Source organism: Brevibacterium sp. 2SA, from assembly GCF_005502845.1.
Lineage (GTDB): Bacteria > Actinomycetota > Actinomycetes > Actinomycetales > Brevibacteriaceae > Brevibacterium.
Genome location: NZ_SCMW01000009.1, coordinates 39052 through 65573 on the forward strand (window position 1 = coordinate 39052; position 26522 = coordinate 65573).

General features: G+C 68.6%; 23 protein-coding genes. 20 read left to right on the forward strand and 3 right to left on the reverse strand.

The window, feature by feature from the left end; all coding sequences use genetic code 11:
- The first annotated feature begins 70 nt into the window (after nucleotides 1-70).
- From FFS20_RS05645 to FFS20_RS05660, 4 genes are all read left to right on the forward strand, one after another.
- Nucleotides 71-907, forward strand: coding sequence for a helix-turn-helix domain-containing protein (locus tag FFS20_RS05645; RefSeq protein WP_137824944.1), 837 nt, complete (start codon nucleotides 71-73; stop codon nucleotides 905-907).
- Nucleotides 908-1707: 800 nt separating this feature from the next.
- A complete protein-coding gene (locus FFS20_RS05650; protein WP_137824945.1) occupies nucleotides 1708-2811 on the forward strand; it encodes a cupin domain-containing protein in 1104 nt (367 codons plus the stop codon).
- On the forward strand, nucleotides 2808-3743 hold the full coding sequence (locus tag FFS20_RS05655; protein WP_137824946.1) for a fumarylacetoacetate hydrolase family protein: 936 nt from the start codon (nucleotides 2808-2810) through the stop codon (nucleotides 3741-3743). The genes FFS20_RS05650 and FFS20_RS05655 overlap by 4 nt, the downstream gene beginning before the upstream one ends.
- Before the next feature lie 5 nt (nucleotides 3744-3748).
- Nucleotides 3749-4486: a maleylpyruvate isomerase family mycothiol-dependent enzyme gene (locus FFS20_RS05660; protein WP_137824947.1), complete on the forward strand. Its 738-nt coding sequence runs from the start codon at nucleotides 3749-3751 to the stop codon at nucleotides 4484-4486.
- A 112-nt stretch (nucleotides 4487-4598) separates the two neighbouring features.
- Here the strand turns inward: FFS20_RS05660 and purB are convergent, their stop codons facing one another.
- A complete protein-coding gene (purB, locus tag FFS20_RS05665; RefSeq protein WP_137824948.1) occupies nucleotides 4599-6032 on the reverse strand; it encodes an adenylosuccinate lyase in 1434 nt (477 codons plus the stop codon).
- Nucleotides 6033-6402: 370 nt separating this feature from the next.
- Between purB and FFS20_RS05670 the strand changes: the two genes are divergently transcribed.
- The 6 genes from FFS20_RS05670 (at nucleotide 6403) to FFS20_RS05695 (ending at nucleotide 12952) form a co-directional block, all read left to right on the forward strand.
- Nucleotides 6403-6648, forward strand: a complete 246-nt coding sequence (locus tag FFS20_RS05670) for a hypothetical protein (RefSeq protein WP_137824949.1) — start codon at nucleotides 6403-6405, stop codon at nucleotides 6646-6648.
- Nucleotides 6649-6658: 10 nt separating this feature from the next.
- On the forward strand, nucleotides 6659-7465 hold the full coding sequence (locus FFS20_RS05675) for a hypothetical protein (protein WP_137824950.1): 807 nt from the start codon (nucleotides 6659-6661) through the stop codon (nucleotides 7463-7465).
- The gene (locus FFS20_RS05680; protein WP_137824951.1) at nucleotides 7462-8979 is read left to right on the forward strand and encodes a hypothetical protein; all 1518 of its coding nucleotides are present in this window, start codon (nucleotides 7462-7464) and stop codon (nucleotides 8977-8979) included. The genes FFS20_RS05675 and FFS20_RS05680 overlap by 4 nt, the downstream gene beginning before the upstream one ends.
- A 431-nt stretch (nucleotides 8980-9410) precedes the next feature.
- Nucleotides 9411-10505, forward strand: coding sequence for a pyruvate dehydrogenase (acetyl-transferring) E1 component subunit alpha (pdhA, locus tag FFS20_RS05685; protein WP_249356690.1), 1095 nt, complete (start codon nucleotides 9411-9413; stop codon nucleotides 10503-10505).
- Nucleotides 10505-11479: an alpha-ketoacid dehydrogenase subunit beta gene (locus FFS20_RS05690; RefSeq protein WP_137824953.1), complete on the forward strand. Its 975-nt coding sequence runs from the start codon at nucleotides 10505-10507 to the stop codon at nucleotides 11477-11479. The genes pdhA and FFS20_RS05690 overlap by 1 nt, the downstream gene beginning before the upstream one ends.
- 15 nt (nucleotides 11480-11494) lie before the next feature.
- Complete coding sequence (locus FFS20_RS05695; protein WP_137824954.1) at nucleotides 11495-12952, forward strand: dihydrolipoamide acetyltransferase family protein; 1458 nt, start codon at nucleotides 11495-11497, stop codon at nucleotides 12950-12952.
- Between the two features lie 271 nt (nucleotides 12953-13223).
- Here FFS20_RS05695 and FFS20_RS05700 read toward each other — a convergent pair whose 3' ends face one another.
- Nucleotides 13224-14333 carry a protein kinase gene (locus FFS20_RS05700; RefSeq protein WP_137824955.1) on the reverse strand — a complete coding sequence of 370 codons (1110 nt, stop codon included), beginning with the start codon at nucleotides 14331-14333 and terminating at the stop codon, nucleotides 13224-13226.
- Nucleotides 14334-15045: 712 nt separating this feature from the next.
- Between FFS20_RS05700 and rpmB the strand changes: the two genes are divergently transcribed.
- The 7 genes from rpmB to FFS20_RS05735 all read left to right on the forward strand — a co-directional run bounded on the left by rpmB (nucleotide 15046) and on the right by FFS20_RS05735 (nucleotide 21300).
- Entirely contained in the window at nucleotides 15046-15282 is a 237-nt protein-coding gene (gene rpmB, locus FFS20_RS05705; protein ID WP_137824956.1) for a 50S ribosomal protein L28, read from the forward strand.
- Nucleotides 15279-15449: a 50S ribosomal protein L33 gene (gene rpmG / locus FFS20_RS05710; RefSeq protein ID WP_198020651.1), complete on the forward strand. Its 171-nt coding sequence runs from the start codon at nucleotides 15279-15281 to the stop codon at nucleotides 15447-15449. Before rpmB ends, rpmG begins: the two co-directional genes overlap by 4 nt.
- Before the next feature lie 6 nt (nucleotides 15450-15455).
- Nucleotides 15456-15761: a 30S ribosomal protein S14 gene (gene rpsN, locus FFS20_RS05715; RefSeq protein WP_009376593.1), complete on the forward strand. Its 306-nt coding sequence runs from the start codon at nucleotides 15456-15458 to the stop codon at nucleotides 15759-15761.
- Nucleotides 15762-15830: 69 nt separating this feature from the next.
- Nucleotides 15831-16118: an HU family DNA-binding protein gene (locus tag FFS20_RS05720; RefSeq protein WP_137824957.1), complete on the forward strand. Its 288-nt coding sequence runs from the start codon at nucleotides 15831-15833 to the stop codon at nucleotides 16116-16118.
- A 219-nt stretch (nucleotides 16119-16337) separates the two neighbouring features.
- The gene (locus FFS20_RS05725; RefSeq protein WP_137824958.1) at nucleotides 16338-18404 is read left to right on the forward strand and encodes a cytochrome c oxidase assembly protein; all 2067 of its coding nucleotides are present in this window, start codon (nucleotides 16338-16340) and stop codon (nucleotides 18402-18404) included.
- 495 nt (nucleotides 18405-18899) lie between these two features.
- A complete protein-coding gene (locus FFS20_RS05730; protein ID WP_137824959.1) occupies nucleotides 18900-20255 on the forward strand; it encodes an MFS transporter in 1356 nt (451 codons plus the stop codon).
- 295 nt (nucleotides 20256-20550) lie between these two features.
- On the forward strand, nucleotides 20551-21300 hold the full coding sequence (locus FFS20_RS05735; RefSeq protein WP_137824960.1) for a 3-hydroxybutyrate dehydrogenase: 750 nt from the start codon (nucleotides 20551-20553) through the stop codon (nucleotides 21298-21300).
- A 130-nt stretch (nucleotides 21301-21430) separates the two neighbouring features.
- Here FFS20_RS05735 and FFS20_RS05740 read toward each other — a convergent pair whose 3' ends face one another.
- Nucleotides 21431-22306, reverse strand: coding sequence for a LysR family transcriptional regulator (locus FFS20_RS05740; protein WP_137824961.1), 876 nt, complete (start codon nucleotides 22304-22306; stop codon nucleotides 21431-21433).
- A gap of 132 nt (nucleotides 22307-22438) precedes the next feature.
- Between FFS20_RS05740 and mmsB the strand changes: the two genes are divergently transcribed.
- From mmsB to FFS20_RS05755, 3 genes are all read left to right on the forward strand, one after another.
- Complete coding sequence (mmsB, locus tag FFS20_RS05745; RefSeq protein ID WP_137824962.1) at nucleotides 22439-23350, forward strand: 3-hydroxyisobutyrate dehydrogenase; 912 nt, start codon at nucleotides 22439-22441, stop codon at nucleotides 23348-23350.
- A 270-nt stretch (nucleotides 23351-23620) separates the two neighbouring features.
- The gene (locus tag FFS20_RS05750; protein ID WP_137824963.1) at nucleotides 23621-24352 is read left to right on the forward strand and encodes a YggS family pyridoxal phosphate-dependent enzyme; all 732 of its coding nucleotides are present in this window, start codon (nucleotides 23621-23623) and stop codon (nucleotides 24350-24352) included.
- Nucleotides 24353-24482: 130 nt separating this feature from the next.
- Complete coding sequence (locus FFS20_RS05755) at nucleotides 24483-26489, forward strand: NHL domain-containing thioredoxin family protein (protein ID WP_137824964.1); 2007 nt, start codon at nucleotides 24483-24485, stop codon at nucleotides 26487-26489.
- The last annotated feature ends 33 nt before the right edge of the window (nucleotides 26490-26522 follow it).

The following is a 26522-nucleotide window of genomic DNA, read 5'->3' on the forward strand; positions in this document are numbered from 1 at the left end:
AAGGAGCGTGTGAATCCGATCACGAGACAATTCTGCTCTGCGGAATCTGTGAGTCGGTTACGGTTGGGCTATGCCGCAGCACTTCAGCATCGTCAAGCGCCCTGACCATGCCATCGAATCCGTCGACAACGCCCTGCTGCTCATCGATCTGCTGCGCCGTCATCCGCAGGAGGGGGTGCGGGTCGCCGATGTCGCCGACTACCTCGGGGTCGCGCCGTCGAGCGCGCACCGGCTGCTCTCGACCCTGCTCTACCGCGGGTTCGTCACCCGGGGCACCGCCCGCCAGTACCGGGCGGGACCGGCGCTCGGCGTCGCCGATTCGCAGGGCACCCAATCCGTGCCCGGGCCCGTCCTCGACGTCCTCGCGCAGCTGAGCGCTGACACCGGGGAGACCGTCTCGCTGCTGCGCCGCCGCGGGGTGAGCGTCGAGTTCCTCACGACCGTAGAATCCCGGCAGCGTCTGCGCGTGGGGGAGCGGACAGGGACCGTGCTGCCGGCGCGGCTGACCTCGGGCGGCAAGGCCCTGCTCGCCGCCCTCGACGATGCGTCGATCCGGTCGCTCTACGCCGGGGGACGGACCCCGGCCGAACGCCTCGCCGCCCACGACCTCGTCAGACTGCTTGCGGAGATGACGGATGTGCGCCGCGTCGGCTATGCCCTCAACCTCCGCCAGACCGAGGCCGACATCAGCGCCCTCGGGATCGCTGTGCCCCGCGCCGCGGGCCTGCCGCCGCAGAACGCGGTGGCGCTCAGCGCACCGGCGGTGCGGACGAAGCAGCTGATCTCGGAGTCCTCGATCGACCTCGTGCGCCGCGCCTGTGCCGATCTGGCGCGCATCGCGGCGGAGATCGACAACCCGGAGCCCGGGAGCGCAGCCGAGCCCGACGGCGCGGCCGATACCGATTGACCCGCGCGAGCGGTCTCGCGCTCGTACACTGATCGCCCTGCCGTCTCTTCGTCGCCGCATGAGGTTCAGGAATGGCTCTTCAACTCCAGGACGAAATGGTCAGGTGTGCCCGCGCAGAATCTGCCCAGAACGACCTCAGCACGGCTGCGACCAGCCCAGCACGACTGCGACCAGCCCAGCGCGACCCCGCACGCCCGGCCGCCCAGCCCAGCGCGGCTGTGACCGGCCCAGCACGGCGCCGTGCGTCCAGCCGCCCCGTGCACTGACGCGGTGGAGCGACACCTACGCGGTGAACCGACACCTACGCGGTGAACCGACACCTACTCGCCGAACCGACGTTTCCGGTGCCCCGCGCTGCCGTTCTCCGGACGCAGAGTGTCGATCATCGAGTCCGAAATCGACACTCTGCGTCCGGAACTCCGGCAGAGGTGCGGGGAGGCATGCTCCTTGCGAGCGCGACCCGGTGGCATCCCGATGGTGCACGGGAAACCTGAACCCGCCCGCCGAAAATCGGACCATACCGACCTGAGGTCCCGCCGCCGTTACGCCGCCACCGTCACGCCGCCGCCGCCTCGGAGACGCAGTCACGGAGACGCCGACACGGCTGCGTGACGTCACGCCACCACCGACACGCCGCCGCCGTCACGTCGCCACCGCCCCGGAGACGCCGACACGCCCGCGCGACGTCGCCACCGCCTCGGCGCTCCCGGCAGATTCCGTCCAGCGGAATGTGCTCCCGCCCGCGCCCTGATCCTCGATAGCCTCGGCGCAGAATCACCACTGCGGCCGAGGAGGTCCCGATGACGCGCCCTGCACCGACGATGACGAACCCCGATCCCACCGCGGAGGAAGCCGCGGAACTCGACGCGATGTACCAGACGATGGCCGCGGAGAACATGATCCCGCTGTGGACGCAGCTCGACGAGCTCATGCCGCCGACGCCCGCCTCGGCGGCGGTGCCGCACCTCTGGCAGTGGAAGACGCTGCTGCCGCTGGCCGAACGCGCCGGCGACCTCGTCCCCGTCGGCCGCGGAGGGGAGCGCCGCGCGATCGCGCTGGCCAACCCCGGCCTCGGCGGGGCACCGTTCGCGACGCCGACGCTGTGGGCGGCTATCCAGTACCTCGGCGGGCATGAGGTCGCCCCTGAGCACCGGCACTCGCAGAACGCGTTCCGCTTCGTCGTCGAAGGGGAGGGCGTGTGGACGGTCGTCAACGGCGATCCCGTGCGGATGTCGCGCGGGGACTTCCTGCTCACCCCGGGCTGGAACTTTCACGGACACCACAACGAGACCGATCAGCCGATGGCGTGGATCGACGGCCTCGACATTCCCTTCGTCCACTACGCCGACACGTCGTTCTTCGAGTTCGGCATCGACCGGGTCACCGACGAATCGACCCCGGACATCTCCCGATCCGAGCGACTGTGGGGCCATCCGGGTCTGCGGCCGCTCTCGGGACTGGCGAACACCGTGAGCTCGCCGATCGGCGCCTACCGCTGGGAGCACACCGACCGCGCGCTCACCGAACAGCTGCGACTCGAGGACGAGGGCTTCCCGGCGACCGTCGGCCAGGGCCATGCGGCGATCCGCTACGTCAACCCGACGACCGGTGGGGACGTCATGCCGACGATCCGCGCCGAATTCCATCGCCTGCGCGAAGGCACGAAAACCCCGGTGACCAGGCGCGTCGGCTCCGAAGTCGTCCAGGTCTTCGACGGACGGGGACGCATCCTCGTCGACGACCGGACGTTCGCGGTGGAGAAGGGCGACCTCGTCGTCTTCCCCTCGTGGTCGGCGGTGAGTGTGGAGGCCGACACCGGCCTCGACCTCTTCGCGTTCAACGACCGCCCCATCATCGAGACCCTGAATTTCGCTCGCACCCACGTCGAAGGAGAACACCAGTGAGACTTGCCACCATCGCCACCGGAACCCCCGCCGCCGGAACCGGCCCCGCCTCGGCCGCCGCCGTGCTCAGCGGTGACGACTACCTCGTCATCGACGGCTTCACCGACGTCGGCGAGCTGCTCGCCACTGAGAACTGGGAGGCCACCGTCGCCGAGGCGGTCGCGAACCCCGCAGCGACTGTGCCCGCTGCCGACGCCGAGGTGCTCCAGCTCATCACGCGCCCGGGCAAGATCATCTGCGTGGGGCTCAACTACCGCAGTCACATCCTCGAGATGGGACGCGACCTGCCCGCCTATCCGACGCTGTTCGCGAAGTTCGCCGAGACGCTGACCGGGCCCTACGCCGACGTCCCGTTCGCCCCGGAGGATCCCGAGCTCGACTGGGAGGGAGAGCTCGTCGTCGTCATCGGCAGGTCGGTCCGCCGCGTCGATGAGACCGAGGCGGCTGCGGCGATCGCCGGCTACACGATCGCCAACGACATCTCGATGCGCGGCTGGCAGTTCCGGACGAAGGAATGGCTGCAGGGCAAGATGTGGGAGGACTCGACCCCGCTCGGTCCGGTCCTGACCACCGCTGACGACTTCGACCCCGCCGAGGCGGTGCTCACGACCACTGTCAACGGCGAGGTCATGCAGGAGCACGCGATCGGCGACCTCGTGTTCTCCCCCGCTCACCTCGTCTCCTACATCTCGACGATGATCACGCTCGAACCCGGCGACATCATCCTCACCGGGACTCCCGGTGGGGTCGGGCGGGCCCGTGACCCGCAGGTCTACCTGTCAGTCGGCGACGAGGTGACCGTGTCGATCGACGGGATCGGGCAGATCGCCAACCGGATCGTCGACGCATCCGATCCCGGCGAACCCGCTGCCGACCGCCTCGCGGCGGCGGGCAGTGCCGTCGACGCGGGCAGCGCCGTCAACGTAGGCTGAGGCCCATGGTCGCCCGACACGATCTCACGACTGATCCCGAACTCCGGGACGAACTGCTCACCGTCCGCCGCGGCACGGCGTTCTTCGCCCGGAAGGTCACCGAACTCTCCGACGCCGACTTCGATGAGCCGAGCCTCCTGCCCGGTTGGTCGCGGCGCCACCTCATCGCCCACGTCGGCTACAACGCCCGCGCCCTGACCCGCCTCGTCCAGTGGGCCAACACCGGTGTCGAGACGCCGATGTACGACTCGTCCGAGGCTCGCGACGCCGAGATCGACTTCGGTGCGACCCTGCCCGTGCGCGCCCTGCGCCATCTCATCGAGCATGCCGCGATCAGCCTCGACGTCGAATGGCGCGACAGCCCGGATGCGGCATGGGAGGCGAGAGTGCGCACCGCGCAGGGACGGGACGTTCCGGCCCGGGAGACCGTGTGGATGCGCACCCGCGAGGTCTGGCTCCACGCGATCGACCTCGACAACGGGGCGCGCTTCTCCGACGTCCCCGGCCCCGTCCTCTCCCGCCTCCTGCGCGACATCACGGGAGCCTGGCGAGCCCGGGGCACCGACACGGGACTCGTCGTCGCGGTCGGCGGATGGCCAGACCGCCTCGGCGATGTCGAGTCCGACTCCCCGACCGTCGTCAGCGGGGAGCTGCCGGATCTCGTCCGCTGGGCATCGGGTCGCGGTGACACCGGGGTGGCGTCGTCGACGGGAGAGATCCCACCGGCGCCGAGGTGGATCTAGCCGTCCCCGGTGAGGGGACGGAACCGCCGGCGAGAGGTTCACCTGCAGCGATCACCGCAGGTGAGCCTCTCGTCGTCCGCGGAGGAGACTCCCCGGTGCGGGACGTGCGGGTTCAGCTGCGGTCGGTCGCCTGCCAGGCCGCGACCTCATCGCGGGCGAGCTGAGCGGCCTGCCCGACATAGGTCGCCGGGGTGAGCGCGGTGAGACGGGCCGTCTCCTCCGCGGGCAGTCCGAGTCCGGAGACGAACTCCTGAAGATCGGCCTGGTGGATGCGCTTGCCGCGGGTGAGCTCCTTGAGCTTCTCGTACGGGTTCTCCATGCCGGGCACGCCCTGGAGGCCGGCGGCGCGCATCACCGACTGGATCGCCTCGCCGAGCACCTCCCAGTTCGCATCGAGGTCTGCGGCCAGCGCGTCCTCGTTGATCGCGAGCTGGCCGAGGCCCTTGACGAGGTTGCCCAGCGCGAGCACCGAATGGCCGTACGCGACGCCGATGTTGCGCTGCGAGGTCGAATCCGTGAGGTCACGCTGCATCCGCGAGGTGACGAGGGTCGCGGCGAGCGAATCGAGCAGTGCCGAGGAGAGCTCGAGATTCGCCTCGGCGTTCTCGAAGCGGATCGGGTTGACCTTGTGCGGCATCGTCGACGAGCCGGTGGCACCGGCGACGGGGATCTGCTTGAAGTAGTTCATCGAGATGTACGTCCACATGTCGGTCGCGAGGTTGTGCGCGATCCGGTTGAACCGGGAGACGTCGGCGAAGAGCTCGGCGTCCCAGTCGTGCGACTCGATCTGCGTGGTCAGCGGGTTGAACGTGAGGTCGAGGCTACCCTCGACGAAGGTGCGCGCGATCTGCGGCCAGTCCGCACCGGGGACCGCTGCCAGGTGGGCGGAGTACGTGCCGGTGGCGCCGTTGATCTTGCCGAGGAAGTCCGTCGCGGCGATCCGCTCGTACTGGCGGCGCAGCCGGTGGACGAAGACGGCGAGCTCCTTGCCCATCGTCGTCGGGGTGGCCGGCTGGCCGTGCGTGTGGGCGAGCATCGGGACCTCGGCGAGGCTCTCGGCGGTCTCGGCGAGGGTGTCGATGAGGGCGCGGGCGCGGGGGAGCCAGACCTCCTCGGTGGCGCCCTTGATGCCGAGCGCCCACGAGAGGTTGTTGATGTCCTCCGAGGTGCAGCAGAAGTGGACGAGTTCGCTGAGATCCTCGGCGCCGATCGCCACTAGCGCGTCCTTGATTGTGTATTCGACGGCCTTGACGTCGTGCACGGTGACCGCCTCATGGGCGGCAAGCGTGGCGATCGTGTCCGCGTCGAACCCGTCAGCCCACTTTCGCAGGGCCGTGACCTCCGCCTCGGTGAGGGTGCGCACGCCGGGAATCACGGAGTTCTGCGCGAGGTGGATGAACCATTCGACCTCGACCCGGATGCGGTTGCGGTTGAGGGCGGCCTCGGAGAGGTGATCGACGAGGTCAGCGGTGTCTTTGCGGTAACGGCCGTCGAGCGGTCCGAGGGCGATGGCGGGCGAGACTTCAGCGAGTGAAACGGTCGGCATGACCTCATTTTCTCACGGGCCCAGAACCGTCCACTCACGGGCACGGAACCGCTCACTCACGGGTCGGTGCCTGTGGACGGTGGAGGGACTCGCGTGTGTGGGGCCTGTGGACGCTCAGTCGCTGTCCACAGGGGCGACGCCGGGTCTTCAGCCGAAGCGCGCCGGTCTCCTAAGGTGCCGGGACAGGATCGAGCACTGGGCCCGTGCAGGTTCCCTCGTGCAGGGGACGGGAAACGGCCCGAGCAGCAGACGGGGTCACGGGTCGTGCAGGGCTCGTGCAGCCGACGAGCACCGGGCTCGTGCAGCTGACAGGAGCACCGCTCGTGCAACTGGCAGCGACACAGCTCGTGCAGGGGAAGGGGATGGAGCGATGATCACCGACGAACTCGCGGCCAGCCGCGACGGGTGGCGGCAGCGGGCCAATGAGCTGCGCTCGCTCGCGACCGCCGCCCGGCAGATCGACGGGTGGGACTCGCCCGCCGGCAGGATGCTCGTCGACCGGCTCGGTTCGTGCGCCGAGGCGATCGCGGGCCTCGCCGACCGGGCCGACGACCTCGCCGAAGCCTACGACCTCCACCTGCAGGTCGTCTCCGTCGGCGGACGGATCCAACTGTGAGAAGGAGGGGATGATCGTGACGGAGGCCGGCCACGGGCACGCCGCAGACGGGGACGCCGGCGAACACCGCGCCGCCGAGCGTCTGCTCGCGTCCCGGCACGTGCTCAACCACGACCGGGCGGCGGCCAAGGACAGTGTGCTCGGCACCCGGTGGATCACCGTCGATCTCGAGCGGATCCGGCGGCTGCCCCACCGTCTGCGCTGTCTGTGGCCGAAGCAGCTGCTGCCCACCGGTGACCGCGCGGGTGCTGCCTCATCCCGGGCGACCGCCTCGGCGGGAATGGTCGTCACCCCGACCGCGGCCGGCCTGCCCGAGCATCACGCTGACGTCGTCCGGCCCCGCGACCTCGACGTCCTCTCCGCCTGGCTCGCCGGCTTCGCGAGCGAACTCAATCTCACGCGGTTCCGGCTCGGCATCGTCGTCGGCGGCGCAGACGCCGCCCTCACCCTCGAGATCGCCGTCTGCGCCGAGACTGCCCTCGCGATGCTCGCCCTGCGCGGGGCGGACTTCTCCGACTTCGCCGGGTTCGAGTTCCTCCGCCGCCTCGACATCACCGATCTCGCCGTCGTCGGTGAGGAGCTCGCCGACCTCATCACCGGCGACTGCGTCCTCACCCTCACGTATGCCGGGGTGCGGACCCGGTCCGGGATGGAGTTCCTCCACCGGCAGGGCGACACCTGGCTCCGTCCGCTCCTCGAGCGCGGCACGGCCGGGGTGACCGTGGCGGAGATGGAGGACGTCGGCGCCGAGGCGGTGCGGATGCTCATCGCGGCCACCCTCACCGAGCTCACCCGCACCGAGGAGGCGGCCCGATGATCGCGACGCGCACCCGCGGAGGCGGTCGGATGACGATCGACGACCGGGCCGAGCTCAGCGGCACCGACCTCGAACGGATCGTCCGGCGCATCGGCGATCTCAATGCCGCAGGCGCCGTCGCCGACTTCGATCTCGCCACCCTGCTCACCCAGGTGCCCTCGCCCCTGACCGCGCTCAACCTCGACCGCGCACGGATCGTCTACCACCAGCAGCTCACCCTCGTCCTCTTCGAACTCGAAGCCACCACGCTCGCGATCCGGACGGCGGCGCTCGCCTACCGGGAGGCGGAGAAGGGGGTGAGCGAGGTCTTCGGCGGCCTCCTCGACGGACTCGGCTACGTCACCGGCCGCGTCATCGCCATGAGCCTGCCCGTCGTCATCCCCGCAGCCGTCGTCGTCGGGGTCCCCGTCTGCGCCGCGGCCACGGTCCTCGATGCGGTCGGTGCCGACGACCTCGTCGAGCAGCGGTTCGGGATCGATCTCGCACAGACGGCGGATCGGCTCAAGGAGGATCTCACCCGCCTCGTGTTCGAGAACTCGGACGCCACGGGAGCCGTCATCGAACACGTCCTGCCCGGCATGGTCGTCGGTTTCCTCGGTCTGCCGCCGCAGCTGCTCGCCGTCGACAGCGACACCACCCTGTGGCCCCACGACTCCGGGTCGATGACCGCCTGGGTGCTCGCCGCGGCGAACCTCGTCGGACTCCTCACCCCCTCCGAGGTCGAGGTCTGGAAGGCGGCGGGTCTCACCCCCGCCCATGCGAAGCCGCCGGCCGATGTCGCCGAGCTCTACAGCAGGGAGGCCGCGCAGCACCGCGGCGTCGACTCGGGGCAGGTGCGCATCGAGGAGGTGAGGTCACCGGACGGCACGACCCGCTACATCGTCTACGTGCCGGCCACCACCGACTGGTCGCCGGAGCCGGGGGAGAACACGACCGATCTGACGACGAACGTCGAGGGCATGGCCGGCAACGACACCGTGATGCGCGAAATGGTCAGGCAGGCCATCGCCGACGCCGGGATCGGCAGCAACGCCGAGGTCATGCTCGTCGGCTACTCCCAGGGCGGCATCACCGCCGGCTCCCTCGCCGCCGATCCGGCGTTCCTCGCCGACGTCAACGTCACGGCACTCGTCACCGTCGGCGCCCCGATCTCCGACTTCGCCATCGACGAGAGCGTCGACGTGCTCGCCATCGAACACGAACAGGACCTGGTGCCCGACCTCGACGGGAACGAGGACCCCGCTCGGGACCGCTGGACGACGATCACCGTCGACTACGACCCCGACGAGCTGCGGACGGCCCCGAACCTCGCCGACAAATCCGACGCCGAACTCGATGAGATGTTCTCCTCGGCCGGCGCCGCGCATTCCTCCGCGGCGTACTCGGCATCACTGGCTCTCATGGTCGGTGCCGGCCATCCGGCACTGCGGCGCTTCACCACCCGCAATGCCGGGTTCTTCACCGGAGACATCACGGAGACGAGGGACTACCAGGGCAAGCGGAAGCGGAACTGAGCGGGGGCGGGAGCGGCGGGACCAACCCTTCGACATGCGACTCTTTCACGTGCGGTGGTCGGACTCCCAACCACCTCGGCGAGGATCGACAATTCCGCCTCCGGGCTTTGGCGACGCCCGCCAGGACATCGGTGCCATCCGTAGGCTGACCACGACCGATGCATTTCGACGTCGATGCGGACCACCGGTTCGCAGCGGTGCCGACAGCACCCTGGGGGTGGCACGGGCACCCCGGATTCTGTATCGTAGGGGTACCTGTGAATCAGATCACGCGAGGGCGATTCCTTCCACCAGAGGCGTTGCCCGCAGCACATTGTCCGCCACCGGTCACCTCCGGTGCTGTAAGGACCTTGAGAATAAGGAGAGCTGAAATGACCTCGAACATTTCAGTGGGATCCGGGACTGCCCACAGTCAGTCAGCGGAGCCTCGCATGATTCAGATGCTCACCGAGGACGGCAACCGCGTTGCCTCGGGCGAGTACGACGCCTTCGCCGCAGAGCTCACCGATGAGGATCTGCGCGGGTTCTACCGGGACATGGTCCTCGTCCGCCGCGTCGATGCGGAGGGTGCAGCCCTGCAGCGCCAGGGTCAGCTGGGACTGTGGGCCCCGATGTTCGGCCAGGAGGCCGCCCAGATCGGCATGGGCCGCGCCGCCCGCCCCCAGGACTTCGTCTTCCCCACCTACCGTGAGCACGGTCTCGCGTACACCCGCGGCGTCGAACCCGAAACGCTGCTCGGCATCTTCCGCGGCCAGAACCACGGTGGCTGGGACCCGCAGGAGCACCGCTTCCACACGTACACGATCGTCATCGGCTCGCAGACCCTCCACGCCGCCGGCTACGCCATGGGTGTGTCGATGGACGGCGACGTCGGCACCGGTGACCTCGAACGCGACACGGTCGCCATCGCCTGCTTCGGCGACGGTGCGACCTCGCAGGGCGACGTCTCGGAGGCGCTGACCTTCGCCGGCGCCTTCCACGCCCCGGTGCTCTTCTTCTGCCAGAACAACCAGTGGGCGATCTCCGAGCCGACGAACGTCCAGACCCCGGCCCCGCTCTACAAGCGCGGCGAGGGATTCGGCGTGCCCGGCATCCGCGTCGACGGCAACGACATCATCGCGATGTACGCCGTGGCCCGTGCGAGCCTCGACTCGGTGCGCTCCGGCAACGGCCCGATGCTCATCGAGGCCTACACGTACCGTCGCGGTGCGCACACCACCGCCGACGACCCGACGAAGTACCGCGACCGCGCCGAAGAGGAGATCTGGGCCGACCGCGACCCGATCACCCGTCTGCGCGCCTACCTCGAGAAGCACTCGGACACCGATGAGTCGTTCTTCGCCGAGGTCGACGCCGAGGCGGACACGCTCGCCGCGCGCATCCGCCACAACTGCATGACCATGGAAGACCCCGACGGTGTCGAGATGTTCGCTCACGTCACCTCCGAACCTCACCCCCTCGTCGATGAGGAACGTGCGGAGTACCTCGCGTACCAGTCCTCATTCGCCGATGCAGGTGAGGCCTGATGGAGAAACTTCCGCTTTCCAAGGCGATCACAGCCGGTCTGCGCAAGGCCATGGAGGACGACCCGAAGGTCGTCCTCATTGGTGAGGACATCGGCAAGCTCGGCGGAGTCTTCCGCGTCACCGAGGGCCTGCAGAAGGACTTCGGCCCGCAGCGCGTCATCGATGCGCCGCTCGCCGAATCCGGCATCGTCGGCACCTCGGTCGGCATGGCGATCCGCGGCTACCGGCCGGTCGTCGAGATCCAGTTCGACGCGTTCATCTTCCCCGCTTACGACCAGATCGTCACCCAGGTTGCCAAGCTCTACAACCGCACCCTGGGCAGCGAGCGCATCCCGATGGTCATCCGCGTGCCCTACGGCGGCGGCATCGGCTCGCCCGAGCACCACTCGGAGAGCCCCGAGACCGTCTTCGCCCACCATGCGGGACTCAAGCTCATCAGCCCGTCGAACGCCAACGACGCGTACTGGATGATCCAGGAGGCGATCCGCAGCGACGACCCGGTGATGTTCTTCGAGCCCAAGCGCCGGTACTGGCAGCGCGGGGACGTCGACACCTCGGCGAAGGACCTCGGCATGCACGACGCCCGCGTCGTCTCCGAGGGCACCGACGTCACGCTCGTGGCGTACGGACCGCTCGTGCCCACCGCGGCCGATGTCGTCGCGGCCGCCGCCGAGGAGGGCAAGAGCGTCGAGCTCATCGACCTCCGCAGCCTCAACCCGATCGACTTCACGACGATCGAGAAGTCCGTCCAGAAGACAGGTCGCCTCGTCGTCGCCCACGAGGCGCCGACGTTCCTCGGCCTCGGATCGGAGATCGCCGCCCGCATCTCCGAGCGCTGCTTCTTCAACCTCGAAGCCCCGGTCATCCGTGTCGGCGGCTACCACACGCCGTACCCCGGCTCGCGGATGGAAGAGCACTACCTGCCCGATCTCGATCGCATCTTCGACGGTGTCGACCGGGCCCTGGCCTACTGACGAAAGGAAGCAAGAATGGCGTTCGAATTCCCTCTTCCCGATGTCGGCGAAGGCCTCACCGAGGCGGACATCGTCTCCTGGAAGGTGGCCCCCGGCGACGAGGTGACGGTCAACCAGATCCTCGTCGAGATCGAGACCGCGAAGTCCCTCGTCGAACTCCCGAGCCCGCAGGCCGGGACCGTCGGCGCCCTCCTCGTCGAGGAGGGGCAGACTGTCGAGGTCGGGACCCCGATCATCCGCTTCGGTGGTGCCGATGATGCCGGCGCCGGCGCGGAGACGATGAGCGCGCCGCACGCCGAGGCGACCGCCCCGGCCTCTGACAGTGCTGTGACCAGCGACGACGAGGGCGGTGCCACCCTCGTCGGGTACGGTGCCAAGGCCGCCTCATCGAAGCGCCGCCCCCGCAAGGGCGGGTCGGCCGCCGCGTCGCAGTCCGGTGTCGCGTCGCAGTCCGGTGCCGCGGAGACGTCGGGCACGGCGGAGTCTTCCGCCCCCGCCGCGCCTGCGACAGCGCCCGCGCAGCCTGAAACCGGTTCGGCCGCGGCCGACGGCGCAGCCGCGTCTGCCGAGACCGCCTCGGCGGGCAAGCCGCTGGCCAAGCCTCCGGTGCGCAAGCTCGCGAAGGACCTCGGCATCGACCTCGCATCGGTGACGCCCACCGGATCCCGCGGTGAGGTCACGCGCGCCGATGTCCAGGCCGCCGCCGACGGCACCGCGGCACCTGCTGCGACTGGAGCCACCGCGGCTGGGGCGACCGCCTCGGCGAGTGCTGACGTCGACGCTCTCGAGGAGCGGATCCCGTTCAAGGGCGTCGTGAAGATGATGGCCAAGGCGATGGTCGACTCGGCGTTCACGATGCCGCACGTCACCGAGTTCCTCGATGTCGACGTCACCGAGACGATGGCGTTCGTCCGCCGTCTCAAGGCGTCGAAGGTCCTCGGCGAGGATGTGCGCGTGTCTCCGCTGCTCATCGTCGCGAAGGCCGTGGCATGGGCGGTGGCGCGGAACCCGCGGATCAACTCGACACTCGACGGCGATGACATCGTCGTCAGGAAGTACGTCAACCTCGGGATCGCTGCGGCCACGCCGCGCGGACTCATCGTGCCGAACATCAAGAACGCGCACACGATGGGCCTGACGCAGCTGGCGCAAGAGATGCAGGACCTCACGGCCCTCGCTCGTTCGGGTAAGACTCCGCCCGCTGACCAGGCCGGGGGCACGATCACGATCACGAATGTCGGCGTCTTCGGCGTCGATGCCGGTACGCCGATCATCAATCCCGGTGAAGCCGCGATCCTCGCCTTCGGGCAGGTGCGGAAGAAGCCGTGGGTCGTCGACGACGAGATCGTGCCGCGTGAGATCACGACCCTGTCCGTGAGCGCCGACCACCGCGTCGTCGACGGCGAGATCATCTCGAAGTTCCTCGCCGATGTCGGCCGCGGCCTCGAGGATCCGAGCGTCCTCCTGGCCTGAGACCGACACTGGAGCCGCATATCACCCCGCGAACGAGGTGGTATGCGGCTTCGGTCGTCTGAGGGAGGCGGACCCTGCCGACCGCACCACTCGGCTCCACAGACACCTCGTGCTGGCGACGGATGCGGAGTTCACGGTTGGGCGTGCGAAGCCAGGGGTGGTGTTCGCCGCTCAGCGGAGGCACTTCGCTGCCGGCAGTCCGAGCCGCTGCGGGTAGGGCGTCTCGCTGTCGGCAGTCCGAGCCGCCGCTCAGCGGAGGGGTGCCGCGGTGTCAGCTGTCGAGGTAGGCGCTGTTGTCCTCGGAGTACTCGCCGTCCTTGACGAGTCGCTTGGCGAGGCAGTGGTCGCGGTCGAGACCCCACGAGCGGCACTTGTCGAGCGCCGGCTTCGCATCGCTGTAGCCGGTGTCGACGACCGTCACCCAGTAGTCGCCGGACTTGTAGGCACTCCAGTCGCCGCTGTAGATGAGGATCGACCCGGGATACTTCACCTGGTTCGCTTTGAACTCGTCGAGGATGTCCTGCGCCGACCACGTCTTGCCGTCGGCTTGCAGTCCGACCTTCTTCGCGCTCACCTGGGTCACCCACTGGCCTTCGAGGTCTGCGGCCGCCTCGGTGCCCGACGTCACGAACCCGTCGAGCTCTTCTTCCGGGGTCCCGGTGGGCCGGACGAGTTCGTCCGAGGGAGTCGGCGCTGCCGAGCTCGACGCCTCTCCGCCGACGTCGACGGGCACCGTGCCGGACTCGGGGGCGAGCCAGCGCACACCGAAATAGCCGAGGAGTGCGAGCACCGCGAGGATCGCGGCGATGACGATGACGACCTTCGTGACCGACCCCTTGCGCGGGCCGGAGTCGGCGACGGCCGGACCGATGCCGGAATTCGGCCCCCCAGGACCGTAGCTCCCAGGACCATAGCCACCAGGACCATAACCCCCAGGACCGTAGCCCCCGGGCCCGTAGCCGCCCTGACCGTGCGCACCCGAACCACCCGGGCCGGGAGCCCCGGCGCCGCCGGTCTCGAAGGCTCCTGCCCCGCCGGGGTCAGTGCCGAGGCCGGTCCTTTGGGCGGGCGCACCCGAGTGCCGGGCAGAGCCGGCAGCGTGGCCGGCCGCACCGCTGCTGCCGGCGGCATTGACGTGATCCTGGAACGGCGAGCTGCCCGCGGGGGCGAAGACATTGGCCCGGCGAGTTCGCGAAAGGGGAAGGTCACCGGTGTGACGTTCGATGTATTCGTAGTAGGTCGAGCCATCGAACTCGGCATCGGCTGAGTGGGCGTCCGTTCCCTGCGACCCGGGCTGCGGGCTCCGGCCGGATCGATCGGACGAATCCCAGTCATCACTGGTCGCGGGACGGATGCGCGGCCTCGGTGGAACGTCGCTCATCTGTCCTCCAGAGTGCCAGATGTGGTGGCAATCATCCTCTTACCTTGGCACGAGTTCGGTGGGTCTTCAACACGGTCAGGACGGCCTGACGGGCCTCCCTCGCCGAGGCGGTCGGACCCTGAGAACGGCGCCGAGACGTCCGTAGGCGGCCCCCTGACAACGCCGAACACCCGTGCGGCCACACCACAGCACGCGGGATCCGCGTGAACTCGGGCGACACGGCAGTGCCCCGGTCACTGCTGCGCGGCAGCGGCCTCTGCTCCGATCCGCCCGCCGTCTCGGCGCGAGCCCCGCGAATCCGGGGACGGTGTGAATTTGCTCTGAAGGCCGGAACGTCTCTAAACTGGATGTCTGTTGTGTCGTAACGGGCCCGTCCTCGACGGATCTGCTATGACCGACATGGTGCTCACCCACCGCTGCACTCCAGCTTCGGCCATCTCTCACAGGCTACGGCTTCAGCGCTGGTGAGACATCTCGCCCGAACGGGCAAGCCTGTTTCGGCGTACACAATTTCCATTGCGAACGCCGCGTGCTTGCGACTCGGACCCTCCGGACCGTCCTTCGACGTGCCTGCTCAGGGCCCGCGTGAGCACAGCAGCATCGCGAGAATTTGTTGATGTCTTCCGACATCGGCGCAAGCGAGTCAGGACCGTCGACCGGTCCAGCTCGGGCTTGTTTCGAGAGTCGGTAACTTGTGAACTGGAGGAGAGTCATGGCAGCAACCTGCCAAGTCACCGGGGCCGTTCCCGGTTTCGGACACAATGTGTCCCACTCGAAGCGCCGCACCAAGCGCCGCTTCAACCCGAACATTCAGACGAAGCGCTACTACGTTCCGTCGCTGCGTCGCAACGTCACCCTCAACGTGTCCGCCAAGGGCATCAAGGTCATCGACGTGCGCGGCATCGACTCCGTGGTCGCCGAACTCATTGCCAAGGGAGTGAAGCTCTGATGGCGAAGGCACAAGACGTTCGTCCGATCATCAAGCTCAAGTCGACCGCCGGCACCGGGTACACCTACGTGACCCGCAAGAACCGCCGCAACAACCCGGACCGCATCGTGCTCAAGAAGTACGATCCCGTCGTCCGCAAGCACGTCGATTTCCGAGAGGAGCGCTGAGCGCACATGGCCAAGAAGTCCAAGATCGCCCGCGACAAGCAGCGTCGCGTCATCGTTGAACGCTACGCAGAGCGCCGTGCGGCCCTCAAGCGTCAGCTCACCCACCCCGACAGCACCGACGAGCAGCGTGAAGAAGCACGCCTCGGCCTGCAGAAGCTTCCTCGCGATGCCTCGCCAGTGCGCGTGCGCAATCGTGACCAGGTTGACGGCCGCCCCCGCGGCTACCTGCGCAAGTTCGGACTCTCCCGTGTCCGCTTCCGCGAAATGGCACACGACGGCGAGTTGCCGGGCATCACGAAGTCCAGCTGGTAATCTCGAGGAAGTTCGTTATCGGAAAAACGGACCGGTAACCGACCGACTTGTCCTAAGGAGGACACTTTTATGGCTAAGAACCGCAGTGAGCTCGTTGCAGAAGTTGCCGAGAAGTCCGGCCTGACCCAGAAGCAGGTCTCGGATGTTCTCGACGGAGTCTTCGATGTCTTCTCCGACGTCGTCGACAAGGGCGAGAAGCTCACCATCCCGGGCTGGCTCTCCGTCGAGCGCACCGAGCGTGCCGCTCGCAAGGGCCGCAACCCGCAGACCGGTGAAGAGATCCAGATCAAGGCCGGCTACTCCGTCAAGCTGTCCGCTGGTTCGAAGCTCAAGGCTGCCGCCGGCGCCCCGAAGTGACCTTCGCGCTTCACGCGCACGAAGACCCGGATCGATCATCGGTCCGGGTCTTCTGCTGTCCGGGCTGAGGCATCCGTCGCCGAGGCGGGGCGCCGAGTCCGTGAACGTCGGGCGCGGATTCCCAGAGAGATCTGCGCCACCTCGGCGGGTGCGAATTGGCAGGGGGGAAGCCCGGGACGATATCCTTGGGGCTATGGATTCAGCGGCGGGCAGGCACCAGTGACCTCCAAGATCATTGCACCGCTCGTCGGTTTCACCACGCGGGCCGCCGTGCCCATCGTCGTAGTCGTCGGCCTCATCGTGGGATTCCTCGCGATGCTCTACACCGGCGCCGCCGAGGCGACTCTGCTCAACGACCCCGGCCGTGTCGTCCGCTTCGGGCTCCCCGCGGCCAAGTCCCTCTTCAACGTCGCGATGTCGGTGACCATCGGGTCTCTGCTCTTCGCCCTCCTCATCCTCCCGCGCACGCAGGGCCGCACGCGGCACAAGGGCGGTAAGAAGGCGGGTGAAGCCGACCAGCCGCCGCTCGACGCGCTCTGGGAGAAGTCACTGAAGATCGCCGAGGTCGCCTCGGTGGCGTGGACCGTCTCCGCGGTCGCCGTCCTCATCTTCACCTTCATGGACACCGTCGGCGCCCAGGCCTACATCGACTTCTCCAACCAGCTCGGCGTCTTCGTCACGCAGATCGCCTTCGGGCAGCTGTGGACGCTCATCGTCGTCCTCATCGCCGTCGCCTCGACGCTGTGCTTCGGCTCCCGGTCCTACCTCGGAATCGCGTTCGCCGGGCTCATCTCCATCAGCGTGATGATCCCCATGGCGCTCATGGGCCACTCCGCGCAGGCCTCGGGTCACACGCAGGCCGTCAACAGCATCGGCCTCCACCTCCTCGGCGTGACGATCTGGCTCGGCGGTCTCCTCGTCGTCGCCCTCCTCGGCGGCCGCCTCGCGAAGTCACCTCACCTGAGCACGATCATCAGCCGGTACTCGTCGTACGCGCTCTTCGCGTTCGTCCTCGTCGCGTTCTCCGGCGTCGTCAACTCGCTTCTGCGCGTCCAGTCCTTCGCCGACCTCATGACCCCGTACGGGCAGGTCATCATCGGCAAGGTCATCGGCACGATCCTCCTCGGCCTCATCGGCTTCTGGCACCGCCGCTACGTCATCGCGCGCCTCGGCACCGTCGCCTCGGTGACCGCGGAGTTCTGGCGCCTCATCATCACCGAGTTCGTCATCTTCGGCGCGACCATGGGCCTGGCCGCCGCACTGGCCCGGTCGCAGCCGCCCGTGCCCCAGGAACCGGTCGGCAATCCCACGCCCTCGGAGATCCTCTCCGGGGAGCCGCTGCCCCCGCAGCCGACGTTCTCCCGCTACTTCACCGAATGGTCGGTCGACCCGCTGTGGCTCGTCATCGCTGTGGGCCTGGGCCTCGCGTACGTCGTCGGGTTCATCCATCTCAAGCGCCGAGGTGATTCCTGGCCGGTCGCGCGCCTCGTCTGCTGGCTCGTCGGCATGGTGCTCCTCATCTATGTCACCTCGGGCGGTCCCGTCGTCTACGGCGAGGTGCAGTTCTCCGCGCACATGATCCAGCACATGCTGCTCGTCATGGTCGTGCCGATCCCCATGGTCCTCGGCGCGCCGATCACCATGCTCATGCGGGCGACGACCCCGCGCACCGACGGTTCCCGCGGCATCCGCGAATGGGTGCTCTGGCTCGTCCACACGCCGTACCTGCGGTTCCTCGCGAACCCCGTCGTCGCGAGCGTCAACTTCGCCGGCTCCCTCGTCGTCTTCTACTACGCGGGTCTCATGCGGTACGCGCTCGAGTACCACCTCGGGCACGAGCTGATGATCTTCCACTTCCTCGGCGCCGGTTACCTCTTCGCCCAGTCGCTCATCGGTGTCGACCCCGGGGTCAAGCGGTTCCCGTACCCGCTGCGGCTGCTCACGCTGCTCATCACGATGGCCTTCCACGCATTCTTCGGCATCTCCCTGCTCAGCTCCGAAGTCCTCATCGAGGGCAACTGGTTCGGCAACATGGGCACCGACTGGGGATACACCGCGATCGAGGACCAGCAGAAGGGCGGCGCGATCGCGTGGGGCATCGGCGAGCTGCCGACCCTGTTCCTCGCGATCATGGTCGCCTTCCAGTGGTCGAAGTCCTCCGATCGCGAAGCCAAGCGGGTCGACCGACGCGAAGCCCGGACGAACGACGCCGAGCTGCGCGCGTACAACGACATGCTCGCCACGATGGCCGAAAGCGACTCCCGCGCCGAACAGCGCCGCAGCTGACGCGGCCGAGGTGCGGGTCCCCGTGACCGGGTCGCCTCGCCGGCGGTAAGGCCCCGCTGGCGCCTGGGAGGCCCGAGTGCACCGGCACTCCGGTGGCAGGGCCGCCCCGGCGCCACCCGGCCCGCCCTGTCGTACGGGACGCCCGGCCGCCTCGACGCCGCGGCTGACCCCGCGCCACCCTGATACCGCCGATGCACGGGACGTCCGGTCACCTCGGCGAGGTCGCGCACGTCTGCGCATGACGCACACCCGCTGTGCACGAATATGCACAGGAAATTCTCGTTTTCGCGCCTCTGCGCATCCCAATCGTCTGTGAAGTGGCGCACACTGAGAGGGAACCGCCATCACCGGATCACGGTGAGGATCGGTGTGCGCAGGCCCGTGAGAGCTCTCATCGCCGAGAGTCCTGCCACGGCCGCCGCACCTGACGCGGTGACAGGTCAGCACGATCAGCCCGCAGAGTCGCGGCGCGGATCGGAGAAATCGAGGAGAGTCATGAGTGCACAGAGCCCCACGGAGAGGAAGTCGGTGCGCGCGCAGCTGCGCAAGGTCGTCGCCGCGTCGATGGCCGGCACGGTCGTTGAATGGTACGAGTTCTTCCTCTACGGGTCAGCGGCGACGCTGGTGTTCAACCACATCCTGTTCCCGCCGTCGGACAATCCGCTCACGCCGATCCTGCTCGGCTTCGCGACCTACGCCGTCGGCTTCATCGCCCGTCCCATCGGCGGCATCGTCTTCGGCCACTACGGTGACAAGTTCGGGCGCAAGAAGCTCCTGCAGCTCTCGATCATCCTCGTCGGCGCCGCGACGTTCCTCATGGGCTGTCTGCCGACGTTCGGGCAGATCGGCTACCTCGCGCCGATCCTCCTCGTCCTCCTGCGCATCGTCCAGGGCTTCGCGGTCGGCGGCGAATGGGGCGGGGCGGTGCTCCTCGTCGCCGAGCACTCCCCGGACAAGGAGCGCGGCTTCTGGGCGTCGTGGCCGCAGTCGGGTGTGCCGTTGGGCAATCTGCTCGCCACCGGCGTCCTCTTCGTCCTCACCGCGACCCTGAGCGAAGAGGCCTTCCTCTCGTGGGGCTGGCGCATCGCGTTCTGGCTCTCGGCGGTCATCGTCCTCATCGGCTACTACATCCGCACCCGGGTCTCCGACGCCCCGATCTTCGAGAAGATCCAGGCCGAGGAGATCGAGGAGGGCGTCGACTACGGCGTCAAGGCCGTCTTCAAGCGCTACCCGCGTGAGGTCTTCACCGCGATGGGGCTGCGGCTGGTGGAGAACATCCACTACTACCTCGTCGTCACCTTCTCGATCACCTACCTCGCGGTCGTCGCGAAGATCGAGGCGAGCGAGATCCTCGGCCTCCTCCTCGGCGCGCACGCGATCCATGCGCTGCTCGTGCCGATGATCGGTGCCCTCGGCGACCGGATCGGCCGCAAACCGCCGTACGCGATCGGCATCATCCTCACTGCGTCGTGGGGCTTCTTCGCCTTCCCGATGTACGACACCGGCAATCCCGGGCTCATCTTCCTCGCCCTCCTGCTCGGCCTCATCTTCCACGGGTTCATGTACGCCGGCCAGCCGGCGATCATGGCCGAGATGTTCCCGACCCGGATGCGCAACTCCGGCGTCTCGACCGGGTACCAGGTCACGGCGATCGTCGCGGGCTCCTTCGCACCGATCATCGCGACCGCGCTCCTCGACGAGTTCCACTCCTCGATCCCGATCGCGATCTACCTCGCGGTGGCGGCGCTCATCTCGCTCGTCGCGCTGATCTTCACGCGCGAGACGAAGGGCATCGACCTCCACTCGCTCGACCATGCCGACAAGGTCCGCCGCGGAGTCGTCGCCGGCTGAGCGGTCAGTGCCGTCGGCTGAGCGGGCGGGACGTCGCCGGCGGCTGCGGTCGTCCTCCCCTCGCCGAGGCGGGGCGACGACCACGGCCGGGTGCACTCCGTGCGGGGCTGGGGGAGCGGGTACGCGTCGGCCGATCGGCGCGGTGGCATGGCCCCGCCTCGGCGAAGATCCACCGGCCGTCGCGGTGAGGTGAGACGATGGCACCCGGCGCGGACCGGTCGGGCCACCAACTGCTCTGACCGGTCGGGCCACCGACTGCGCTGTCCGACAGAAGAACGAGGAAAGAGGATGTGGAATGACTGTTGATCTCACCGGCAAGCGGGCGCTCGTCACCGGCGGCGCCTCCGGTCTCGGCAAGGCGATGTGCGAGACGTTCGCCGCCGCCGGAGCGGCGGTCACCGTCGCCGACGTCGACGCGGAGGCGGCCGGAGCGGTCGCTGAGTCCATCGGCGGGCAGGCGTGGGTGGTCAACCTCGCCGACACCTCGGCGCTCGAGGGGATCGACGTCGACGTCGACATCCTCGTCAACAACGCCGGCATCCAGCGGATCCACCCGATCACGGAGTTCCCGCTCGAGGAATGGCGGCTCATCATGACCCTCATGCTCGAGGCGCCGTTCGTGCTGACGAAGGCCGCGCTGCCGGCGATGTACGCACGCGGATGGGGACGGGTCATCAACCTCTCGTCCGTCCACGGGCTGCGCGCCTCGGCCAACAAGTCCGCATACGTCGCCGCCAAGCACGGGCTCATGGGGCTGACGAAGACGACCGCGCTCGAGGCGGGCCCGCACGGCGTGACGTGCAATGCGATCAACCCCGGCTACGTCCTCACGCCCCTGGTCAAGGGGCAGATCGCCGAGCAGGCGCGGACGAACGGGATCAGCGAGGACGAGGTGCTCGAGAAGGTGTTCCTCGGGCACGCGGCGGTCCCGAAGCTCGCCGAGCCCGAGGACATCGCCGCGCTCGCCCTCTTCCTCGCCAGCGATGCGGCCGGCGTCGTCACGGGAGCCGCCCACAGCGTCGACGGCGGGTGGACCGCCGCCTGAGCGATCCTCCGACGTCGCGGCCGTCCTGCGGCATCGCGGCCTCGATTCGAACCACCATCCGGGTGCTCGACCACTCCACACCGGGTTGCCCTGCGTCCGAAAGGTAGCTGAGGGCAAGCAGCCGTGCGGCTCAGAGCACCTCGAGGACCGCGCGTACGCCGGCGCTGCGCAGCGCCTCATGACGTACCGACGCCCAATACGACACGCGTTTGGAGAAGAGTTCGGGCAGCACCTGGACGAGTCGACTGTTCCCGCGCGCCGTGAAATCCGGGAGGATCCCGATGCCGACCCCTCCGGCGGTGGCGAGCACATGCGCCTGCACCGAGGTGGAGCGGAAGAACCCCTTGCCCGCGGGCAGCTCCGCGGCCGCCTCGTCGAGGTCGTCGACCTGCAGGGAGTTCTCGATGTAGTAGACGATGCGATGATCGGCGAGGTCGTCGAGCGTGCGCGGCTGCGGATGCGTGCGCAGATACTCCTGCGAGGCGTAGAGCTGGAGGCGGTAGTCGCGGATCCGCTTGGCGGCGCTGCGCGGGGCGTCCGGTCGACCGACGACGACTTCGATGTCGACGCCCGACCGATACTGCCGGGCACGCTGCGTGGCGGTGATGAGCTCGATCTGCAGACCGGGATGGCGCAGCTGCAGGGATGTCAGCGCGGGGACCGCGAATTCGAGGGCGAACGCCTGCGGGCAGGCGAGGCGGATGGTCCCCGACAGTGCAGCGCTCTCATGGGCGTCGATGCGGCCGAGCGCGGCCTCGATGTCCTCGGCGACCGGCAGCAGCTGTCGCCCCGCGGTGCTCAGCTCCCAGCCGTCGGGCGAGGCGACGAGGACGCGCTGGCCGTACGCCTTCTCGAGGGCGGCGATCCGCCGGGACACGGTCGTGTGGTTGAGTCCGAGACTGTGCGCGGCCGCCGTGAACTTCCCCAGCCGCGCGACGGCGAGGAGGGTGAGCAGATCCTCCGGTGAGATCTGCCTGCCGGAACCGGTGGGTGCGTGAGCGGCCATAGTCTCCTCATTCTATCTGCGTGCGCGCACATTGCGGGTGCGGAAGAGGTGCCTTCCCGGGCTGATCCCCGCACCGCCTGCTGGCGTACTGTGAAGGGGAACACATGAACAGTTGATGCGAGGAGGCATGCGATGTCGACGATTGGATGGATCGGCCTGGGGAACATGGGTCGACCGATGACGGCGAACCTGGTCAAGGCCGGTCACACGGTCAAGGGCTTCGATGTGGTGCCGGACGCCGTGACCGCGGCAGCGGCCGATGGGGTCACCCCGGTGGGTTCGATCGCCGAGGCGGTCGCCGGTGCCGACATCGTCTTCACGATGCTGCCGAAGGGCGAGCATGCGCGGGCCGTCTACCTCGGCGACGACGGAGTGCTCGCCAACGCGGACACGAGCACCCTCCTCGTCGACTCCTCGACGATCGACTTCGATTCCGCGCGTGAGCTGCACAAGGACGCCGCCGAGGCGGGCTTCCGCTTCATCGACGGCCCCGTCTCCGGCGGGGTCACCGGCGCCCAGGCCGGAACTCTGACGTTCATGCTCGGCGGCGACGACGCCGATGTCGAGACGGCGCGGCCCTTCATCGAGCCGATGGCCGGCAACATCTTCCACGCCGGTGGTGAAGCCGCAGGTCAGGCCGCGAAGATCGTCAACAACATGATGCTCGCCATCAGCCTCGAAGGCGTTGTCGAAGGCGCCGTCCTCGCGCAGCGCTTCGGTCTCGACCCGAAGGCGTTCTACGACATCGCGAAGGTCTCCTCGGGCGATTCCTGGCCGCTGCGCACGTGGTATCCGGTGCCCGGCGTGACGGAGACCGCGGCGTCGAACAACGACTTCAAGCCCGGTTTCGCGACCGCGCTCATGCACAAGGACGTCGGTCTCGCACTCGCCGGCGCCGAGTCCCAGGGCGTCGATCTGCCGGCGGCCTCCCTCGTCTACGCCCAGCTGCAGAAGCTCGTCGACGAGGGCCTCGAGGGACTCGACACGACGGCGATCATCAAGAACATCGACCCCGCGGCTCCGGGCCTGCCGACGAAACCGTAAGCCAACAGCTCGCTGTTCCGCACACGCCCGCGTTGAGGAACTGTGCGCCGCCTCCATGGCGGCCACCCTGGTTGTGCGCCGGGTTCATGGCGATTTTCGCACTGAGATCGCCATGAACCTGGCGCACAATCGCACTGGATGTTCCGCACAATCCGGGTCGTGCGATGAGTGTCCGGTCGGCTCGGGCCCACACCCACTCTCGAACGCCTGTGCGATGGTGCCGCAGACGTGCCGACCGCGGCCAGGCCGCGCTCATGCGAGACTGGGAGCATGAGTTCGACCGACACCCTGACCGCAGACGAATCCGCTGACATCCGCGCCCGCCTCGACGAGGTGGCCGAGCGCACCGCAGCCGCCGCGCAGGCCTCCGGGCGCGACGCCGACGCCGTACGGATCCTCCTCGCGACGAAGACGCAACCGGCGGAGAAGATCCGGGTCGCGCTCGAACACGGCTTCGGTCTCATCGGGGAGAACAAGGTTCAGGAGCTCGTCGCGAAGGCCGACGACCTCGCCGACCTGCCCCATGAGTCCCACCTCATCGGTCCGTTGCAGAAGAACAAGGTCAACCACACCCTCCGGCATGCGCAGTGCATCCAATCGATCGACTCCCTCGACCTCGCGACGAAGATCGACAACCGCCTCGGCGTCATCGACAGCACCGTCGATGTCTTCGTCCAGGTCAACACCTCCCGTGAGGACTCGAAGTCGGGTGTCGCACCGGAGGACGCCGAGGCGCTCGTCACTGCCGTGCGCGAGCTGCAGCGCCTGCGCCTGCGAGGTCTCATGACGATCGGACTGCCGGGTCAGACGCCGGAGGAGATCCGCCCCAGCTACTCAGACCTCCGCGAACTCAGCGCTCGCCTCATCGACTCCGGCGCCCTGCCGGAGACCGCGACCGAGCTGTCGATGGGCATGAGCAATGACTTCGACCTCGCGATCGCCGAGGGCGCGACGATGGTCCGCATCGGCTCGAGCGTCTTCGGTGCCCGACCGGCTGCGTAGGCTGGCCCCACCGCCTCAACTGCCCGACGGCACCGCCAGTCGACCGCGCCCCGGCCCGCACCGGCGGTCACTGTGTCCCACGATGACAGCCGCCCTGCCGCCTCGGCGAGGGATCTGAGACCATGGACGCATGAACTCCAGCCCGCAGAGCTCCGCGGCCACCGCCGCGGACGACGCCACCGCCGAGGCCACCGCCCCGTCCCGCCCGCGCGAACCCAAGGTGCGCGCTCCCGAACTCCTCGGCCGCCGCTGGATGAACTCCGGTGACAAGGAGCTCAGCCTCGCCGACCTGCGCGGCAAGGTCGTCCTCCTCGACTTCTGGACGTTCTGCTGCATCAACTGCCTCCACGTCCTCGACGAACTGCGCCCGCTCGAGGAGAAGTACAAAGGCGAGCTCGTCATCATCGGCGTCCACTCGCCGAAGTTCGAGTTCGAGCGCACCGTTGAGGCCGTCGACCAGGCCGTCGAGCGCTACCAGGTCGAACACCTCGTCCTCGACGACCCCGACCTCATCACCTGGCAGGCCTACACGGCCCGCGCGTGGCCGACGCTCGCCGTCATCGACCCCGAGGGCTACCTCGTCGCCACTCTCTCCGGGGAAGGGCACGCCGCCGGTCTCGGCGAGATCATCGAAGGCCTCATCGCCGAACACTCCGCGAAGGGCACCCTCCACTCCGGGGACGGCCCATACGTGCCCCCGCCGGCACCGGAGACCGAACTCTTCTACCCGGGCAAGGTCACGGTCCTGCCGTCGGGCAACCTCCTCGTCGCCGACTCCGGCCACCACAGCCTCGTCGAATACGCCCCCGACGGCCACACCATTCTCCGCCGCATCGGCACAGGCGACCGCGGACTCACCGACGGCGACCTCGCGAGCGCCGAATTCAGCGAACCCGGCGGCATCACCGTCCTGCCCGACGACATCGCCGCCCAGGTCGGCTACCAGCTCGTCGTCGCCGACACCGTCAACCACGTCCTGCGCGGCATCGACCTCGAGGGCGGCACCGTGACGACGATCGCCGGCACCGGTGAGCAGCACATGGTCGGCGCGATCGACAACGTCCGCGGCACGCACGGGGCGCTCGGGCGCTACGACGGGCCCGCGCTCGACGTCAAGCTATCCTCGCCGTGGGACGTCCTCTTCGTCCCCGCGACCGCCGAGGTGGTCGTGGCGATGGCCGGCAACCACACGATCTGGTCGTTCGACCCGGTCAGCGGCCGCATCCGCCTGCTCTCAGGCACGATGAACGAGGGACTCGTTGACGGCGACGGCGAGACCGCCTGGTTCGCGCAGTCCTCGGGCCTCGACCTCCACCCTGACGGCGACGTCATCGTCGCCGACTCGGAGACCTCGGCGATCCGCCGCCTCGACCCGGCCACCGGTGAGGCGAGCACGATCGTCGGCGTCGGTCTCTTCGACTTCGGCTTCCGCGACGGACCCGCCCCTGAGGCGCGGCTGCAGCATCCGCTCGGGGTGCGCACCCTGCCCGACGGTTCGCTTGCGATCGCCGATACGTACAACGGCGCGATCCGCCGCTTCGACTTCGCGACGAACGAGGTGACGACGCTCGCCCGCGGGCTGCGGGAGCCCTCGGACATCCTCGTCGTGCCGGCGACCGGTGGAAATGCCGCTGACGAATCGGGCACCTCGGGCGACGCCGCTGCCGGCGACGCCGAACTCCTCGTCGTCGAATCGGCGAACCACACGCTCACCCGCGTCGCCCTGCCGAAAGACGCACAGCGCGTCGACGAGGGGGCGCAGACGAGCAAGCGGCCCTCGACCGAACTCGCCTCCGGTCCCGTGGCGATCAGCGTGAGCTTCACTGTCCCCGCAGGTCAGAAGCTCGACGACCGCTGGGGCGACCCGACGTACCTCCAGGTGTCGTCGACGCCGCCCGAGCTCATCGTCTCCGGCGGTGGGGGAGCGGAGGGGCTGAGCCGCGACATCGTCATCGACCCCGAGTTCACCTCGGGCGTCCTCCACGTCACCGCGCGAGCGGCCGCGTGCGACGGCGAACCCGGCGGGGAGATCCCGCTCCACGCCGCCTGCCACCTCTACCAGCAGGACTGGGGCATCCCCATCGAGCTGAGCGAGGCGGCCCCGGCCGTCCTCGACCTCGACCTCCGCGGAGCCTGACACGGTCACAGACCTGACACGGTCACAGAACCG